This window comes from Rhodococcus sp. T2V, assembly GCF_029269925.1.
In the GTDB taxonomy this organism is placed as follows: Bacteria; Actinomycetota; Actinomycetes; order Mycobacteriales; family Mycobacteriaceae; genus Rhodococcus_F; species Rhodococcus_F koreensis.
In genome coordinates this window covers 102,848-120,174 of sequence record NZ_JARJBD010000016.1, presented here as the reverse complement: position 1 = coordinate 120,174, position 17,327 = coordinate 102,848, and the positions used below count along the sequence as shown (strand labels likewise).

Sequence of the window (17,327 nt, the reverse complement as noted above, 5' to 3'; positions counted from 1 at the left end):
GAATGGTCGAATCGGGGGCATTGGAGAGGGTTGACAGGGGGCCGCGGGAACTCTCGCGGCTGGTCGATCCTGCACTCCTCCACGGTCCCCGACTCGACCGGACCTGGCGTTTCCTTCGGCTCGACTTCACCGGCATCGCCTTCGCGACGCTGTTCTTCTGCTGGTCGCTGACGCCGTCGCTGCTGCCCCGCGACTGGCTGTTCCAGGGGCTGATCGGCGGCATCAACGCCGCGATCGGTTACGCGTTGGGAACGGCGATCGGCTGGCTGGTCCGCCGCTACGTCCTGAAGAACCGGTCGTGGTGGCCGCTGCCGGAACCGTGGTCCACCGGCCTGCGCGTGCTCGTGACGGTGACGTGCGTGTCGGTGAGTCTCGTGATGCTCGCGTACTCCGCGGCGTGGCAGCGTGAACTCGCCGCGCTGATGGGAGCGGAGGGCACCACCACCACCGGCTACATCCGCACCGGTGGCCTGAGCCTGCTCGTGGGTGCGGCGGTCATCGCGGTGTGGCGGTTGCTGCGCGAATTGGTGCGGTGGATCGCGGGCCGACTCATCCGGCGGTGGCACCTCGCGATCCCGACGGCCACCACCGTCGGCATCCTCATCGTGACGGTGCTGTTCTTCCTGCTCGTCGACGGCGTCCTGATGCGCGGCATCTACGCCGCCACGAATGCGGCGTTCAGCCTGCAGAATTCGACCACCCGCGACGGCGTCGAACAGCCGCTCGATCCCGAGAAGTCGGGCAGCCCGGAGTCGCTGGCTCCCTGGGACACCCTCGGATACGAGGGCCGGAACTTCGTGTCACGCGGCCTCGACGCCGACGAACTGACGGCGGCCAACGGCACCCCGGCCAAGGATCCGATCCGGGTCTACGCCGGACTCGAGACCGCCGAGGACCCCGACGAACGCATGGACATCGTCATCGACGAACTCGAGCGGACCGGCGCGTTCGCGCGCAAGGTCCTCGTCGTCATCCCCACCACCGGTACGGGCTGGGTCAATCCGACTGCGGCGCAGGCGATCGAGTTGGTCCACAACGGCGACACAGCGCTGGTGGCGAGCCAGTACTCGTTCCTGCCGAGCTGGATCTCGTTCCTCGCCGACCGGGAGAAGGCCGCCGAGGCGGGAAAGTTGCTGATCGACCGCGTGCACGAACGGTGGTTGCAGGAACCCGAGGCGACCCGCCCCAAGCTGCTCGTCTACGGCGAAAGTCTCGGCACCCAGGCAGGTGAGGGCGCCTTCGACACGCTGAGCGACATCCGGCAGACCGTCGACGGTGTGCTGTGGGTCGGGCCGCCCAACTCGAACCGGCTGTGGGGGCAGCTGGTTCAGCGCCGCGACCCCGGCACTCCCGAGGTCGACCCCGAGTACGCGGCGGGTCTGGTGGTGCGGTTCGCCGACGACTCCGCCGACATGGTCGAAGACCCGGGGGAGTGGTTGTCGCCGCGCATCCTGTACGTCCAGCATCCGTCCGATCCCGTCGTGTGGTGGTCGCCCGATCTCGCGTTCACCCGGCCCGACTGGTTGAAGGAACCGCCGGGCGACGATCGCTCGCCGTCGATGAAATGGTTTCCGTTCGTGACGTTCTGGCAGGTGTCCGCCGACCTCACGAACGCCGCCGGGGTGCCCGACGGGCACGGCCACAATTACGGAACCCTCGTCCTCGACGGCTGGATCACCGTCGCGCAGCCCGAGGGATGGACGCCCGCCGACACCGAACGTGTCCGGTCCACCCTCGAATCCCTCGCCGGGACAGAGGGTCCGGAGAAGTGACCAGGCTCGCCTCCGTGGCCGGTGCGGCGGCGGCCGTGCTGTGGAACAACGTGGTGCTGCCCGGTTCGGGGCTCGGCCCGTACGGTCGGGCCGTCGCGGGTGGCGCGCTCGGGCTGTCGGTGGTGGGAGCCGCCCGCACCGCGGGGTACGGCATCGACGAACTCGGGCTGTCCGCGTCGGCGGTGCGGTCCGGGCTGCGGTACGGCGCCGTGGCGTCGGTGATCCCGCTCGCCGGATACTCGATCGCGCTGAGCGTGCCCGCCGCGCGCAGGCGAGTGCCGGCCGGCGACTGCGCCACCGATGTCGCCGGCTGGGTGGGGTTCCGGATCCCCGTGGGGACCGTCGCGCACGAGGAACTGCTGTTCCGCAGCGTCCTGTCCGCGATGCTGCGACGGGGCTGGACACCCACCACGGCGTACGCCCTGCACGCCGTGACGTTCGGGCTGTGGCACGTGCGTGCGGCCCGGATCGCCGGTGACCCGATCGCCGCCAGCGTGCTGCTCACCGGTTCCTCTGCCGTGCTGTTCGAGTGGTTACGGCGGCGCAGCGGCAGCGTCGTAGCCCCTGCACTGCTGCATCTTTCGGTCAACATCGGCGGGGTGGTGGCCGCCGAAGTCGCGCGGGCCCGCACAGTAGATTGAGCCCATGCCGTCGCGTCGAGCCGTAGATCCCGCCGAACTGAGGGCCGCCGTACTCGACGTCGGTCCGTGGCTGCGCGGCGACACCGAGGAGAAGCCGTCCCGCACCCAGCTGGCCGCGGCGGTCCGGCTCAGCGCGCGGACGCTCGAGCAGGTGGCACCCGGTTCGAGCGTGGAGGTCCGGGTTCCCCCGTTCGTCGCGGTTCAGTGCATCGAAGGTCCCCGGCACACCCGCGGCACCCCGCCCAACGTCGTAGAGACCGATCCGCGGACGTGGCTGCTGCTGGTGACGGGACTGCTGGATTTCGACGGCGCGACGTCCGGCGGCGAGGTGTCGGTGTCGGGGAGTCGTGCCGGGGAGATCGCCCACTGGCTGCCGCTGCTGCGCGTGTAGTCACCCCAGCCACAGCGCGCGGGTGCGCGGCAGGCCGCTCGATCCGGTGTCGGACGGGCGCACGGCGAGGACCTGATGGATCGTCAGGCGACCCTTCTCCTCGAACCCCAGGGCGCTGGCCGCGAGGTACAGCAACCAGGTGCGGGCCCGCTCCGCGCCCGCAAGTCGGACGGCGTCGTCCCAGGTGCCGCGCAGTCTGCTCACCCAGGCCCGCAGCGTCAGTGCGTAGTGCTCACGGAGGGCCTCGACGTCGCGCACCTCGAGCCCGGTGCGCTCGAACGCGTCCAAGGTCCTGCTCAGGGGCAGCACCTCGCCGTCCGGGAAGATGTAGTTCTCGATCAGCCCCGGCGCGTCTTCCGTGCCGGTGAGTGACCGCACCGAGGCGATGGCGTGGTTGAGCAGCCGCCCTTCGGGACGCAGAAGGGTCTCCAGGTGCGCCGCGTACTCGGGCAGCGCGGCGTCGCCGACGTGCTCGGACATGCCGATGCTGGAGATCGCGTCGAAGGGACCGTCGACGACGTCGCGGTAGTCCTGGACGCGGATCTCGATCCGGTCCGACAGGCCTTCCTCGGAGACCCGGGCCCGCGCCCATTCGGCCTGTTCGTGGCTGAGGGTGATCGCGACGACGGACACGTCGTACTTCTCGGCGGCGTGGATCGCCATCGAGCCCCACCCGCAGCCCACGTCCAGCAGTCGCATGCCCGACTGCAGCCCGAGCTTGCGGCAGACCAGGTCCAGCTTGTCGTTCTGCGCTTCCTCGAGCGTCCCGATCGCGCCGCGGTCGCCGGACCGCTGATCCCAGTACCCGCACGAGTACACCATCGTCGGCCCCAGGAACAGGCTGTAGAAATCGTTGCCGACGTCGTAGTGGTGCGAGACGGAGGACGCGTCGCGCGCTTTGCTGTGCTTGGCGCCGCGGCGGCGCGGCACCTCCACCGACGGCGGTTTCGGACGGAGACCGAGGCCGCCGAGCCGGACGAACGTCGCGAGCGCCTTCAGGATCGCGGTGTGGTCGGAGCCGCGGAGGCCGAGAGTTTCCAGCTTGTCGACGAGTCCCGGGAGCGCGAGGAGCCGGAAGACGTCGCCCTCGATCTCGAGGTCGCCGGACACGTAGGCCCGGACGAGACCGAGTTCGTTCGGCGACCACAGCACCCTCCGGACGGCCCGGCGGTTGCGGAAGACGATGGTGACGTCCGCGTCGGGGCCTGCCTTCGAGCCGTCCCAGCATCGGACGTGGACGGGAAGGGGGATGCCCATCGCACCTTCGAAGGCGCTCAGCAGACGTTCTGCGGCGGTCGGAGCCGTGCTGCGGACGTTCATCGGAAAAGCCCCCGCTCTGTGGTTCGAGGATGCTGATCGATACCGAAACTAATCTATTTTCGGCCCGTCGTCCGGGAGTCGGGCCGGTTCGATCGGCACCGTGGGCGAAGCGGCGGCGCGGGGCACGTAGACTGACCTTGCCCCTCACACGCCCATCCCCAGGGAGCACCCCGGTGACCAGAGCCGATCTGTCGGTCCACAGTCCTAATCTTCTCTCTTCGAACCCGTCCGACGAGGACGAGAACGAGCCCCGCGAAGAATGCGGAGTCTTCGGCGTCTGGGCGCCGGGAGAGGATGTGGCGAAACTCACCTACTACGGGCTTTATGCTCTGCAGCACCGTGGTCAGGAAGCGGCGGGCATCGCCGTCGCCGACGGTTCGCAGGTGCTGGTCTTCAAGGACCTCGGGTTGGTCAGCCAGGTGTTCGACGAGCAGACCCTGGCAGCAATGCCGGGCCACGTCGCCGTCGGTCACTGTCGCTACTCCACCACGGGCTCGACCACGTGGGAGAACGCGCAGCCGATCTTCCGCACCACCGCGGCGGGCAGCGGCATCGCCCTCGGCCACAACGGCAACCTCGTCAACACGGCGGAACTGGCGCAGCGCGCCCGTGCGGCGGGCCTCGTCAACGACAAGCGCCCCGGCGGCGCCACGTCCGACTCGGACGTCGTCGGCGCCCTCCTCGCGCACGCCGCCGCGGACAGCACCATCGAGCAGGCGGCCATGACGCTGCTGCCGACGTTGCGCGGCGCGTTCTGCCTCACGTTCATGGACGAGCACACGCTCTACGCGGCGCGTGACCCGCACGGCATCCGCCCCCTGTGCCTCGGACGACTGGACCGCGGCTGGGTGGTGGCCAGCGAGACGGCCGCGCTCGACATCGTCGGCGCGTCGTTCGTCCGCGATATCGAACCCGGCGAACTCCTCGCCATCGACGCCGACGGCGTCCGCTCCTCCCGCTTCGCGAACCCCGAGCCCAAGGGCTGCGTGTTCGAGTACGTGTACCTGGCCCGTCCGGACAGTGTCATCGGCGGACGTTCGGTGCACTCGACCCGCGTCGAGATCGGCCGTCGCCTCGCCACCGAGCACCCCGCCGAGGGCGATCTCGTCATCCCGGTCCCCGAATCGGGCACTCCCGCCGCGGTTGGGTACGCGCAGGGGTCGGGCATTCCGTACGGCCAGGGTCTGATGAAGAACGCCTACGTGGGCCGCACGTTCATCCAGCCCTCGCAGACGATCCGCCAGCTCGGCATCCGCCTCAAACTCAACCCGCTGAAGGAAGTCATCCGCGGCAAGCGCCTCGTGGTCGTGGACGATTCGATCGTCCGCGGCAACACCCAGCGCGCGCTCATCCGGATGCTCCGCGAGGCAGGCGCCCTGGAGATCCACGTCCGGATCGCGTCGCCGCCGGTCAAGTGGCCCTGCTTCTACGGCATCGACTTCGCCTCCCCCGCCGAGTTGATCGCCAACGGTGCGGGTGGCAGCGGCGAGCCCGGCAGCTTCGACGAGATGCTCGAAGGGGTGCGCCGCTCCATCGGCGCCGACACCCTCGGCTACATCTCCACCGAAGGCATGATCGCGGCCACCGAGCAGCCGGCGTCGCGACTGTGCGCGGCCTGCTTCGACGGCACTTACCCCATCGCGCTCCCCACGGAGACGTCGATCGGAAAGAACGTTCTCGAGGGAATGCTCGAGAGCGCGGCAGGCGGTCCCGCGACGCGGGAGAACGACAACGCGAACGCCCTCAGTCGGCCGTAGGCCGGGACATCGGGAGCCGGCCGGAGAACGTACTCCGGTACCGTAAGGACGCAATCACAGCACTCGATTGCCCGACCGACACGATTTTGACGAGCAACAGAAGGCTGGAGTAACAACCACATGACCGAGGATCCGACAAGTCGCCCTGGCGCGTCCTACGCCGCCGCAGGAGTGGACATCGCCGCAGGCGATCGGGCGGTGGAACTCTTCGCTCCCTTGGCCAAGCGCGCCAGCCGTCCCGAGGTTCTCGGTGGTCTCGGTGGATTCGCGGGACTGTTCTCGCTCAAGGGTGACTACAAGGAGCCGCTGCTCGCGGCGTCCACGGACGGTGTGGGCACCAAGCTCGCCGTTGCCCAGGCGCTCGACAAGCACGACACCGTGGGCCTCGACCTGGTCGCGATGGTCGTCGACGACCTCGTCGTCTGCGGCGCCGAGCCGCTGTTCCTGCAGGACTACATCGCCGTCGGGCGCGTCGTCCCGGAGCGGGTCGCCGAACTCGTCAGCGGCATCGCCGAAGGCTGCATCCAGGCCGGTTGCGCGCTGCTCGGTGGCGAGACGGCCGAGCATCCCGGTGTGATGGCGGACGGCGACTACGACCTGTCCGCGACCGGCGTCGGCGTGGTCGAGGCCGATCAGGTGCTGGGCCCCGACCGGGTCCGACCCGGCGACGTCGTGATCGCCATGGGTTCGTCCGGACTGCATTCCAACGGTTACTCGCTGGCTCGCAAGGTGCTGCTCGAGATCGATCACATGAGCCTGACGGCGCACGTCGACGAGTTCGGCCGCACGCTGGGCGAGGAGATGCTCGAGCCCACGAAGATCTACGCCAAGGACTGCCTGGCGCTCGCCGCCGAGACCGACGTGCGCACGTTCTGCCACGTCACCGGTGGTGGACTGGCCAACAACCTCGCGCGGGTCATGCCCAAGGGTCTGGTCGCCGAACTCGACCGCGGCACCTGGAGCCCCGCTCCGATCTTCGCGATGATCGCGCAGCGCGGACGCGTGGAGCGGGCCGAGATGGAGCAGACGTTCAACATGGGCGTCGGCATGGTCGCGATCGTGGCGCCCGAGGACGTCGATCGTGCGCTGGCCGTCCTGACGGCGCGGCACATCGACTGCTGGACGCTGGGCAGCATCAAGAAGTCGCACGACGTGTCCGCCCAGCGCGCGATTCTCGCCGGCGACCACCCGAGGTTCTAGGGTCGGGCGCCGGCGGTCGGAACGGGGCGAGCTAGTGGCCCCGACCGGCTGAAGATGTGGAAATGAGGGGGAGCCGGTACCGGCTCCCCCTCATTTCTGTGTCTTCAGATCTCAGCGCCGCCAGTCGTCGTCGTCCTCCCGGGAGTGACCCTCCCTGTCGGCACGCTGGTCAGCGAAGACCTCGTCCCGATGCGAGTTGGACGACCCACCTGAGAGCTCTCTTTGCAGGCTGTCAAAATCCGTGGTCGGTACGCTGTACTTCAGCTCGCGTGCAACCTTGGTCTGCTTTGCCTTAGCCCGGCCGCGGCCCATGGCTGACCCCCTCGCGCTTTCGCGGGGCGGCCTGGGGAATTTGGCGGCCCCGTTTGAGTGTGTAAGTTCCTGCCCCACACTCTAGCGTGGAAAAGTCCCTCGCGCTTCCATCCACACCCCGAACCGGTGTCTGTTTAGTCTCATCGAGGTCGCGAGCTGCCCCGATGCCGGTATTTCGACTTCAGAAGACTCCCGGAATTGCCCGGACCGTCCCCACCCGGACGCCGCCGCCGAGCACGGGCTGCGATGCGAGGGCTGCCAGGTCCTCGGTCCATTCGGCGCCCATCCGGTGGAGAAGCGCTGCGGCGAGGGGCAACCGGGCCCGTTCGTGACCGTCGTCGATCTTCAGCGCGAACGCCGAGCCGTCGGGGAGCGCGCCCGCGTAGACCCCGTCGGCGCCGGCCTTCGTCATCAGCCCGGGAACGACCGGCATCAGGCGTGCGTCGTCCTTGCCGGTACCCGAGACGAGATACGGGTGTTCGCGGACGGCGTCGGCGACGGCGAGCTCGGGGGAGCCGGGCTCGGCGGTGACGAGCCGCGCGAACGCCCGCGCCAGATGCGTCAGCGACAGCGGGACGATCGGCAGCCCGCATCCGTCGATGCCGAGTTCGGCGTCGACGTCGCCGCTGATCGAGCCGAGCGTCTCGACGACCGCGAGTTGCAGCGGATGCGTCGGCTCCAGGTAGCTGTCCAGCGGCCAGTCGGCGGTCAGGCAGGTAGCGAGCATCGCCGCGTGTTTGCCCGAGCAGTTCATGTACACCGGGCGGGGGAGCTCCCCGGCGGCCAGCAGTTCGGCCCGCGCGAGCTCGTTGGAGGGCAGATCCGCGGGGCAGCGGAGCTGATCCTCGTCGAGGCCGTACCGGGCGAGGAGCCGCTCGACGAGTTCGACGTGGTCCGACTCGCCCTCGTGGGATGCGGTCGCGATCGCAAGCTCTTCCGAACTGGTCGGTTCGAAGCCGTTCCGCAGCATCGTCACGGCCTGCCACGGCTTGTTCGACGACCGCGGGTAGATCGGCGTGTGCACCTCGCCGAGGGCGAGCGCGATCTCGCCGTCGGCACTGAGGATCACCGCGGAACCACGGTGGACGCACTCACGGAATCCGGAACGGACGACCTCGACCAGTTCGATGCTCAATACGTGACCTGCACTTCCAGTCCGGCGATCCGACGGCGGGCCTTGTCCGCGACGGTCGGAGCGAGGTTCTCCTGCTGTTCGAGCAGTGCCACGAACCGTTCCGGGTCGCGACCGGTGAACAGATCGCGCACGGTGACGCCGTGCCCGGGCACGTGGATGCGGTGGACGGCGTCGCCTGCGGTGATCGACCCCTCGGTCACCACCCGCAGGTACGCACCCGTGTCGCCGCGTTCGGAGAACCGCTTGACCCACCTCGGCTCGGCGGCCCACACGCCGAACGTGCCGCACGGCGTCCGTGGGCCTGCCACCTCCAATTCGGTGGTGCCGATCCGCCAGCGCTCGCCGATCACGGCGTCGCTCGCGGCGATGCCGTCCAGCCGGAGATTCTCGCCGAACCATCCCGGGGGCAACACGCGGCCGAGTTCCGACGCCCAGCGCTGCGCCTCGTCCTCCTGGTACGCGTAGACGGCCTTGAACGGCCCGCCGTGGTACTCGGTGTCGCAGACGCGGTCGCCGGCCAGTCCGGCGGTCGTGACGGACACCGGGCCGTCGACGGGCCGCTTGTCGATCGCCGTGCGGGTCACCCGCCGGGTGCCGCTGTCGCGTTCGGTGTGCAGCACGCAGACGGCCAGCACCTCGCCGGTCGCCGCGGTCGTCCCGGTCACCGGCCGCGGAGCCGGTCGACGGCGGCGCGGCCGGCCTGGACCGCGTCGTCGACGGGCACGGAGTCGGGGTCGATGGACGCCGCGCACGGGCCGGTCACCAATTCGGTGTCGGTGGGGATGGACCGTTTGACGAGGGCCAGCGCGATGGGGCCGAGTTCGTGATGGTCGATCACCGTGCCGATCCGTCCGACCGCGCGCCCGCCCGCCGTCACCGGGTCACCGGGTTCCGGCCGGCCCTCGGCGCTGCCGTCGAGGTGCAGCAGAACCAGGTGTCGCGGCGGTTTGCCGAGGTTGTGGACGCGGGCGACCGTCTCCTGACCGCGGTAGCAACCCTTCTCGAGGTGGACGGCGCCGTGCTCGGCGGGACCGCCGATCCAGCGGACCTCGTGCGGGATGGTGCGGTCGTCGGTGTCGAGCCCGATCCGCGGACGCACGGCAGCCACCCGGAGGGCCTCGAACGCCCACGTTCCGGCGGGGGCGGCGCCGGCGGCGGTGAGCCGGCCCCACCACGTCGCGAGTCCTTCCCGCGGGACCAGCAGGTCGAAGGAGTCGGCGGTCGGCCACGGCATGCGGCGGACGAAACCGCCCCCGGCCACCACGGCCGCGGCGTACGGCTCGGCGGGCGCGGCGACCCCGGCGGCGTCGAGGACCGCCGTGGCGTCGGGGCCGATCACACTGAGGACGGCGAGTTCGTTGCCGTCGCGGGGCTCGGCCTTGGACCAGAAAACCATCTTGGTGAGGAACGAGAGAAGGTCGGATCCGCGGTCGGCTTCGGTGTCGATCCAGGTGACGCCGTCGAGGTCGGTCTGGACGAAGTGGTGTTCGACGCGGCCGTTGACGTCGAGGCTGAGGTTCTCGGCACTCGAGCCGTCGGGGAGTGCGGCGACGTGCTGGCTGGAGATGGTGTGCAGCCAGGTGAGTCGTTCGGGTCCGCTGATCGCGATGACGAACCGGTGGGAGCGGTCGACGACCACCGCGGAACGCTCGGCGCTGCGTTGTTCGCCGAGTGGATCGCCGTGGTGCCAGGCGACGCCGGCGTCGGGGGAGCCTTCGGGCGCGGGGACCGCGTCCGGGGCCGTGACGAGTGGACTGGGTGAGACGGGCAGTTTGTCGACCACGAACCCAGTCTAGGGACCATGGACCTCGGGTGGCGGTCAGCAGGGTCGATAGGCTGGGTCTCATGTCTGATCGAGTGCTGGTGACACTGGACCACGAGGTGCGCGACGCGGATGCCCCGCTGCTGCACGCGGACGATCTGGCGGTGGTGCGCGGCGACGGTGTCTTCGAGACGCTGTTGGTGCGCGGCGGTCGCGCACTGAAGGTGGAGCCGCACCTCACTCGACTGGTCGCGTCGGCGCGGGCCCTCGGTCTGCCGGTGCAGGACCTGGACGACTGGCGGCTGGCGCTGGAGTTGGCCGTCGAGGAGTGGGGATCCGAGCGGGAGGGCGCGATGCGCCTCGTGCTCAGCCGCGGCCGGGAGTCCGGTGGCGACGCGACCGCTTTCGTCACCGTCGGGCCGGTCTCCGATCGGATCCTGGATGCGCGCCGCGACGGGGTGTCGGTACTCACACTGGCCCGGGGCTATTCGGTGGATCTGTCGGCGAGCGCGCCGTGGCAGCTGCTCGGGGCGAAGACCTTGTCGTATGCCACGAACATGGCCGCCCTGCGGTACGCGGCCACGTTCGGGGCCGACGATGTGATCTTCGTCAGTAGTGAGGGCAATGTGTTGGAAGGGCCACGTTCCACGGTGGTCATCGCCCGTGAGAAGACGCTCCTCACGCCGCCGCCGGAGCACGGAATTCTGCCGGGCACCACGCAGCAGGCTCTCTACGAGGTGGCGTCCGGCAAGGGGGTCCGCTGTGAGTACGCGGCACTGCGCCCGGCGGATCTCATTACGGCGGAAGGTGTTTGGCTCATCTCCAGCATCACCATGGCCGCGCGGGTGCGCAAGATCGACGGCCTCGCCCTGCCGGACGCGCCCCTCGCCGACGAGATCGTGGAGCTGGTCGGCCTCGCGGTCGAGACGTCGGGTGCCGAGTCCGCGGAGGCTTGACAGGTCTACTACATTTCGTAGTAGCAAAGTCCTGCGGGGGAAACGACCCCCGCAGTACGTTGTTTTCAAGGGTCGGGCGGAAGCCCACGCTCCGGCCCTGAAGCCTGTCCTACGGGCCCAGTTTCGGAGTAGCCATGGATGCCTTGGATGTCTCCCGGTGGCAGTTCGGCATAACCACCGTCTATCACTTCATCCTCGTACCGCTGACGATCGGGCTCGCCCCGCTGATCGCCGTCATGCAGACGATGTGGGTGGTCACCGGAAAGGACCACTGGTATCGGCTCACCAAGTTCTTCGGGAAACTCTTCCTGATCAACTTCGCGCTCGGGGTCGCCACCGGCATCGTGCAGGAGTTCCAGTTCGGCATGAACTGGAGCGAGTACTCACGCTTCGTCGGCGACGTGTTCGGCGCGCCCCTCGCCCTCGAGGGACTGGTGGCGTTCTTCCTCGAGTCGACGTTCCTCGGACTCTGGATCTTCGGCTGGGGCAGGCTGCCCAAGCTCGTCCACCTGGCCACCATCTGGCTCGTCGCGATCGGTGTCAACGCGTCCGCGTACTTCATCATCACCGCGAACTCGTTCATGCAGCACCCGGTGGGGGCCGTCTACAACCCCGAGACCGGGCGCGCGGAACTCACCAGCATCTGGGAACTGCTCACCAACAACACCGCCCTCGCGGCCTTCCCTCACGTCGTCGCCGGAGCATTCCTCACGGCGGGCACGTTCGTGGCAGGCGTCGGCGGCTGGTGGATGGTGCGCAGCATGCGCAAGTCGAAGGAAGCCACCGAACCGGAGGTCGCGAAGAAGCACGAGGAGACCGCCAGGACGATGTTCCGTCCGGTCACGATCCTCGCGCTGTGGGTGATGGTCGCCGCGGGTGTCGGACTCGCGATCACCGGCGACATCCAGGGCAAGCTGATGTTCGAACAGCAACCCATGAAGATGGCGTCGGCCGAATCGCTGTGCCACACCGAAACCGGCGCCGACTTCTCGATCCTCACCGTCGGCACCCAGAACAACTGCGACAGCATCACCCAGCTCATCAAGATCCCCGGGCTCACCTCGTTCCTCGCGGACGGCAGCTTCGACTCCACCGTCGAGGGCGTCACCGAGATCCAGGCCCGCTACGAGGAGATGTACGGGCCGGGCAACTACAAGCCCAACCTGTTCGTCACCTACTGGACGTTCCGCGCGATGATCGGCTGGGCGGCCGGGTCTGCGCTGCTCGCCGTCGTCGGCCTGTGGATGACCCGCGGCGGCCGCGTCCCGGACAAGAAGTGGTTCGGCTGGCTGTCCCTCCTCGTCATTCCGACGCCGTTCCTCGGCAACAGCGCGGGCTGGGTGTTCACCGAGATGGGCCGCCAACCGTGGGTCGTGGCACCCAACCCGACCGGGGTCGACATGATCAGACTGACTGTCGACCAAGGCGTCTCGAATCACTCCCCGTGGACCGTCTGGGTCTCGCTCATCACGTTCACTGTGGTCTACGGGTCGCTGGCGGTCGTGTGGTTCACGCTGATCCGCCGGTACACGGTGGAGGGACCGCTCGAACACGACGCGCATCCACCGGGTGACGGCCACGACGAGCCCGAAGAACCGGGCAAGCCCGAGCAACTCTCGTTCGCGTACTAGGGGAGACGGTCATGGGACTTCAAGAAGTGTGGTTCATCCTGATCGCGGTGCTCTTCATCGGGTACTTCGTCCTCGAGGGATTCGACTTCGGTGTCGGCATGCTGATGCCGGTGCTCGGCAGGCGCAAGGACCCGAACGGGGACACCCGACGGCGGGTGGTGCTCAACACGATCGGCCCCGTGTGGGACGGCAACGAGGTGTGGCTGATCACCGGCGGCGGCGCGTTGTTCGCGGCGTTTCCCGAGTGGTACGCCACCTTGTTCTCCGGTTTCTATCTGCCGCTGCTGATCATCCTCGTCGCGCTGATCGTCCGGATCTGCGCCATCGAGTACCGCGGCAAGATCGACGACGACACCTGGCGCCGACGGTGCGACTGGGGCATCGTCTTCGGGTCCTGGGTGCCTGCCGTGCTGTGGGGTGTCGCGTTCGCGAACATCGTGCGGGGCGTCGACATCGACGCCGACAAGCAGGTCACCTCCAACCTCTTCGATCTGCTCAATCCGTATGCGCTGCTGGGCGGTCTGACGACCGCGCTCGTGTTTGCCCTGCACGGCGCGGTGTTCCTCGCCCTGAAGACGGCCGACGAGGTCCGCACGGACGCCGTCGAACTGGCGTCGCGGCTGGCAATCCCGGCCGTTCCGGTGGCAGGCGCGTTCGTGCTGTGGACGCAGTTGGCGCACGGCAAGGGCTGGACGTGGATCCTCGTCGCGATCGCCGCCGCCGCACTCCTGGGCGTGGTCGCGCTCACCCGCGCCGAACGTGAGGGCTGGGCGTTCGCGCTCACGTCGATCGCGGTGATCGCCACCGTGGCCCTGCTGTTCGGCTCGCTGTTCCCCAACGTCATGCCGTCCACACTGGACGCCGCGTACAGCCTCACCATCGACAACGCGTCGTCGAGTCCGTACACGCTGAAGGTGATGACGTGGGCCGCCGCGTTCCTCACCCCGGTGGTGCTGATCTACCAGGGCTGGACGTACTGGGTGTTCCGTCAACGGATCTCGACCAAGCACATCCCGCCGTCGATCGGTCTCCCGCTCGAGCGCAGATGAGCGCAGCGGTCGGCGACGCACCCCGCCCCGCCGGGCAGCGGGGTTCCCGGCGCCCCGTCGATCCCCGCCTGTGGCGGTACTCCGCGGCGGCCCGCGGGTATCTCGTCCTCACGGTCGGGCTGTCGATCGTCAACGTCGCGATGGTCATCGTGTCGGCGATCGTGATCGGCCGTGTGCTCGGTGGCGTCATCGTCGACGACGCCACCGACCTCGGACGGTGGTCCACCGAACTGACGGTCCTCGCGGCCGCGGTGGGGATCCGCGTCCTCGGCACCTGTATCCAGTCCCGTTTCGCGCACCGGTCCGCCACGCGGGTCGTGGCGGAACTGAAGGGCGAGGTGCTCGGCGTCGCCACGCGGATGCGGCCGCGCGCACTCGATCCGCGGCGGGACGAGATCGCGACCGTGCTCACCCGCGGCATCGACGGACTCGTGCCGTACCTCACCGGGTACCTCCCCGCCCTGGTCCTCGCGGGAACGCTCACGCCGGCGACGTTGGCGGTCATCGCATTCCAGGATCTGACGTCGGCGGCCATCATCTTCGTGACGCTGCCGCTCATCCCGGTCTTCATGATCCTCATCGGCCTGCTCACCAGGGGCAAGGCCGCCAAGACGCTGACCGCGATGACCACACTGTCCTCGCAACTGCTCGACCTCCTCGCCGGACTGCCCACACTCCGCGCGCTGGGCCGCGAACAGGGGCCCGCGACGCGGGTGCGCGAACTCGGCGACGCCCACCGCCGGACCACGATGTCGGCGCTGCGGGTGGTGTTCCTGTCGTCGATGGTGCTGGAACTGCTGGCCACCCTGTGCGTCGCGCTCGTCGCCGTGAGCATCGGACTGCGGCTGGTCTACGGGGGCATGGGACTCGAGGCGGGAATCGTCGCACTGATTCTCGCGCCCGAGGTGTACCTCCCGCTGCGGATGGTCGGCACCCAGTTCCACGCCGCCGAGGACGGGATGGCCGCCGCGAGTCGCGCCTTCGCCGTCATCGATGCCGACGAGCCGGTCGATTCGGACGAGCCTGTCGATTCTGACGGTGGGGTGGTGGACGCCGACAGCGCAATCGTGGTGGATGCCACCGGGGCTCGCCTCGAGTTCGACGACGTGGACGTCGCATCGCGCCGCGGCCTGGCGCCGCACGGACTGTCCGGGACCGTCGAACCCGGCGCGGTGACCGTGCTGACCGGGCCCAACGGCGCCGGGAAATCGACTGCGGTGCACGCACTCCTCGGCCTCGTCGCACCCGAGGGCGGACAGGTGCGGGTGGCGGGCGTCCCCGTGAATTCGCTCGACCGGTCCGCGTGGTGGGCGCAGGTGGCGTGGCTGCCGCAGCACCCCGTCCTCGTTCCCGGCACTCTGGACGAGAACCTCCGGCTCATCGGCGACGTCGTCGACCTCGAACAAGCCTGCGCGGCTACGGGTTTCGACCAGGTCCTCGCCGAACTCCCCGACGGTTGGAACACCCGCGTCGGATCCGGGGGAACGGGACTGTCGCTCGGACAGCGGCAGCGGCTCGCACTCACCCGGGTGCTGGCCACCCGGCGTCCGGTCCTGGTGCTCGACGAACCCACCGCACACCTCGACGACGCATCGGAGCGGACCGTGCTCGATTCCCTGCGCGGCCTGGCCGCCGCCGGCCGGACGGTCGTGGTGGTGGGGCACCGGCCGACCGTGCTCGCGGCCGCCGACCGGGTGATCGAGGTGAGCGCCGATGTCGCGTGACCCGCTGCTCCGGGCGCTGCCGCTCCTCGACCTGAAACCGGGACGGGTCGCACGGGCCGTCGCCGCCGGAGTCGCCACCCTGGGCAGTGCCCTCGCGCTGGCGGCGCTGTCGGCCTGGTTGATCACGAGGGCATGGCAGATGCCGCCCGTCCTGGACCTCAGCGTGGCCGTCGTGGCGGTGCGCGCCCTGGGCATCTCCCGCGGCGTCTTCCGCTACCTCGAGCGGCTGGCCACCCACGACACCGCCCTGCGCGGCACCACGTCCGCCCGCACCCGGCTGTACCAGCGGCTCGCCGACGGGGACCCCGCGGCCGCGGCCGGACTGCGCCGCGGCGAACTCCTCGCGCGCACCGGGGCCGACGTCGACACCCTCGGTGACGTCGTGGTCCGCGCGCTCGTTCCGATCGCCGTGGCCGTCGTCCTGGCCGTGGCCGCCGTCGGCATCCTCGCGGTGATCTCGCCGGCCGCGGCGCTCGTGCTCGCAGTGGCGCTCGCGGTGTCGGGGGTCGCGGCGCCCTGGTTGTCCGCCCGGGCCGCCCGCCTCGCCGAGACGTCCGGAGCGGAGGCGCGCGCCCGGTTCAGCGAGGGCGCCGTCACCGCCCTCGATCACGCCGCGGAACTGCGCGTCGCGGGTCGCCTCGACCGCGCCGTGTCGCGGGCCGTCGATGCCGAGCATGCCGCGGTCTCGGCCACCGACCGCGCCGCCGCACCCAGCGCGTTCGCCGACGCCGCCACACCGCTGGCAGTGGGGGCGAGCGTCATCGCGTCGCTGCTCATCGGCATGGACCTGTACTCGTCGGGGACCATGAGCCCGATGGCGATGGGCATCCTCGTGCTGCTGCCGCTGTCCGCGTTCGAGGCCACCGCGGCACTGCCCGCCGCAGCGGTCGCGCTGACGCGGGCCCGCATCGCGTCCCGCCGCATCATCGCCGTGCTCGATGCCGCAGTCGCGGATCCGCACCCCGGAGACCGGGACCTCGACGGACCGGCGGAAGTGGTCGCGAAGGACCTGCGGTGCGGCTGGCCCGGAGGGCAGATCACCGCCTCGCTCGACCTCGACCTGCGGCCGGGTGCCCGGGTCGCGATCGTCGGGGGCAGCGGGTCCGGGAAGACCACCACTCTGATGACGCTCGCCGGGTTGCTCCCACCCGTCTCGGGGACGGTCCGGATCGACGGGATCGACCTCCACCAGATCAGGTCCGAGGCGCTGCGCCGGAACGTCGGGTTCTTCGCGGAGGACGCGCACCTCTTCGACACGTCGGTGCTCGAGAACCTGCGGGTGGCGCGCGGAGACCTGGATGCCGCGGCGGCGGTGACCGTCCTGGAGTCCGTCGGGCTCGGGGGATGGGTGGCGGGGCTGCCGGAGGGAGTGCACACGACCCTCGCCGGCGGTGCCAGAGCGGTGTCCGGCGGGCAGCGTCGCCGGCTGCTCCTCGCCAGGGCGTTGGTGTCGCCCGACCGGGTGCTGTTGCTGGACGAACCGACCGAACACCTCGACGCCGACGCGGGCGCCGACCTGCTGCGGAGACTGCTCGCACTCGACGGCGGATTGGTGTCTGCGCAGCGCACAGTCGTGGTGGTCACCCACCAGCTTCCGCAGGATACCAGCGCTGACCTGGTGATACGGGTGGCGAAAGCTGAGAGCGAAAATGCGTTGCCGACTCCGTGAGTGCGGCG

General features: G+C 69.7%; 15 protein-coding genes. 10 read left to right on the top strand and 5 right to left on the bottom strand.

The features are described from left to right. Positions 1-2: 2 nt before the first annotated feature. The 3 genes from P3H15_RS16230 to P3H15_RS16220 are packed head-to-tail and all read left to right on the top strand — an operon-like array spanning position 3 to position 2,804. Positions 3-1,772, top strand: a complete 1,770-nt coding sequence (locus P3H15_RS16230) for an alpha/beta-hydrolase family protein (protein WP_276138183.1) — start codon at positions 3-5, stop codon at positions 1,770-1,772. Further along, positions 1,769-2,413, top strand: a complete 645-nt coding sequence (locus P3H15_RS16225; RefSeq protein ID WP_276138182.1) for a CPBP family intramembrane glutamic endopeptidase — start codon at positions 1,769-1,771, stop codon at positions 2,411-2,413. The genes P3H15_RS16230 and P3H15_RS16225 overlap by 4 nt, the downstream gene beginning before the upstream one ends. Before the next feature lie 4 nt (positions 2,414-2,417). Continuing rightward, on the top strand, positions 2,418-2,804 hold the full coding sequence (locus tag P3H15_RS16220; RefSeq protein ID WP_276138181.1) for a sterol carrier family protein: 387 nt from the start codon (positions 2,418-2,420) through the stop codon (positions 2,802-2,804). On the opposite strand, the gene P3H15_RS16215 is transcribed toward P3H15_RS16220, so the two are convergent. Beyond that, positions 2,805-4,124 (bottom strand): cyclopropane-fatty-acyl-phospholipid synthase family protein, encoded by a 1,320-nt coding sequence (locus tag P3H15_RS16215; RefSeq protein ID WP_276138180.1) that lies wholly within the window; start codon positions 4,122-4,124, stop codon positions 2,805-2,807. Positions 4,125-4,297: 173 nt separating this feature from the next. Between P3H15_RS16215 and purF the strand changes: the two genes are divergently transcribed. Both purF and purM read left to right on the top strand, forming a co-directional pair. Next, on the top strand, positions 4,298-5,881 hold the full coding sequence (purF, locus tag P3H15_RS16210; RefSeq protein WP_206014784.1) for an amidophosphoribosyltransferase: 1,584 nt from the start codon (positions 4,298-4,300) through the stop codon (positions 5,879-5,881). A gap of 120 nt (positions 5,882-6,001) precedes the next feature. Next, positions 6,002-7,081 (top strand): phosphoribosylformylglycinamidine cyclo-ligase, encoded by a 1,080-nt coding sequence (gene purM, locus P3H15_RS16205; protein ID WP_276138179.1) that lies wholly within the window; start codon positions 6,002-6,004, stop codon positions 7,079-7,081. A gap of 111 nt (positions 7,082-7,192) precedes the next feature. On the opposite strand, the gene P3H15_RS16200 is transcribed toward purM, so the two are convergent. From P3H15_RS16200 to P3H15_RS16185, 4 genes are all read right to left on the bottom strand, one after another. Beyond that, positions 7,193-7,393 (bottom strand): DUF3073 domain-containing protein, encoded by a 201-nt coding sequence (locus P3H15_RS16200; protein ID WP_005244376.1) that lies wholly within the window; start codon positions 7,391-7,393, stop codon positions 7,193-7,195. 181 nt (positions 7,394-7,574) lie between these two features. Then, positions 7,575-8,528 (bottom strand): asparaginase, encoded by a 954-nt coding sequence (locus P3H15_RS16195; RefSeq protein ID WP_015888682.1) that lies wholly within the window; start codon positions 8,526-8,528, stop codon positions 7,575-7,577. Then, a complete protein-coding gene (locus P3H15_RS16190; protein WP_276138178.1) occupies positions 8,525-9,193 on the bottom strand; it encodes an MOSC domain-containing protein in 669 nt (222 codons plus the stop codon). Before P3H15_RS16190 ends, P3H15_RS16195 begins: the two co-directional genes overlap by 4 nt. Further along, entirely contained in the window at positions 9,190-10,311 is a 1,122-nt protein-coding gene (locus P3H15_RS16185; RefSeq protein ID WP_276138177.1) for a folate-binding protein YgfZ, read from the bottom strand. The genes P3H15_RS16190 and P3H15_RS16185 overlap by 4 nt, the downstream gene beginning before the upstream one ends. 62 nt (positions 10,312-10,373) lie before the next feature. On the opposite strand from P3H15_RS16185, the gene P3H15_RS16180 reads away from it, so the two are divergent. From P3H15_RS16180 to cydC, 5 genes are all read left to right on the top strand, one after another. After that, positions 10,374-11,246 carry an aminodeoxychorismate lyase gene (locus tag P3H15_RS16180; protein WP_276138176.1) on the top strand — a complete coding sequence of 291 codons (873 nt, stop codon included), beginning with the start codon at positions 10,374-10,376 and terminating at the stop codon, positions 11,244-11,246. Between the two features lie 134 nt (positions 11,247-11,380). Further along, positions 11,381-12,877 carry a cytochrome ubiquinol oxidase subunit I gene (locus P3H15_RS16175; protein ID WP_276138175.1) on the top strand — a complete coding sequence of 499 codons (1,497 nt, stop codon included), beginning with the start codon at positions 11,381-11,383 and terminating at the stop codon, positions 12,875-12,877. Between the two features lie 11 nt (positions 12,878-12,888). Next, on the top strand, positions 12,889-13,926 hold the full coding sequence (gene cydB / locus P3H15_RS16170) for a cytochrome d ubiquinol oxidase subunit II (protein ID WP_095863320.1): 1,038 nt from the start codon (positions 12,889-12,891) through the stop codon (positions 13,924-13,926). Further along, the gene (cydD, locus tag P3H15_RS16165) at positions 13,923-15,650 is read left to right on the top strand and encodes a thiol reductant ABC exporter subunit CydD (protein ID WP_276138174.1); all 1,728 of its coding nucleotides are present in this window, start codon (positions 13,923-13,925) and stop codon (positions 15,648-15,650) included. The genes cydB and cydD overlap by 4 nt, the downstream gene beginning before the upstream one ends. Continuing rightward, entirely contained in the window at positions 15,640-17,319 is a 1,680-nt protein-coding gene (cydC, locus tag P3H15_RS16160; protein WP_276138173.1) for a thiol reductant ABC exporter subunit CydC, read from the top strand. Before cydD ends, cydC begins: the two co-directional genes overlap by 11 nt. Positions 17,320-17,327: the final 8 nt, after the last annotated feature.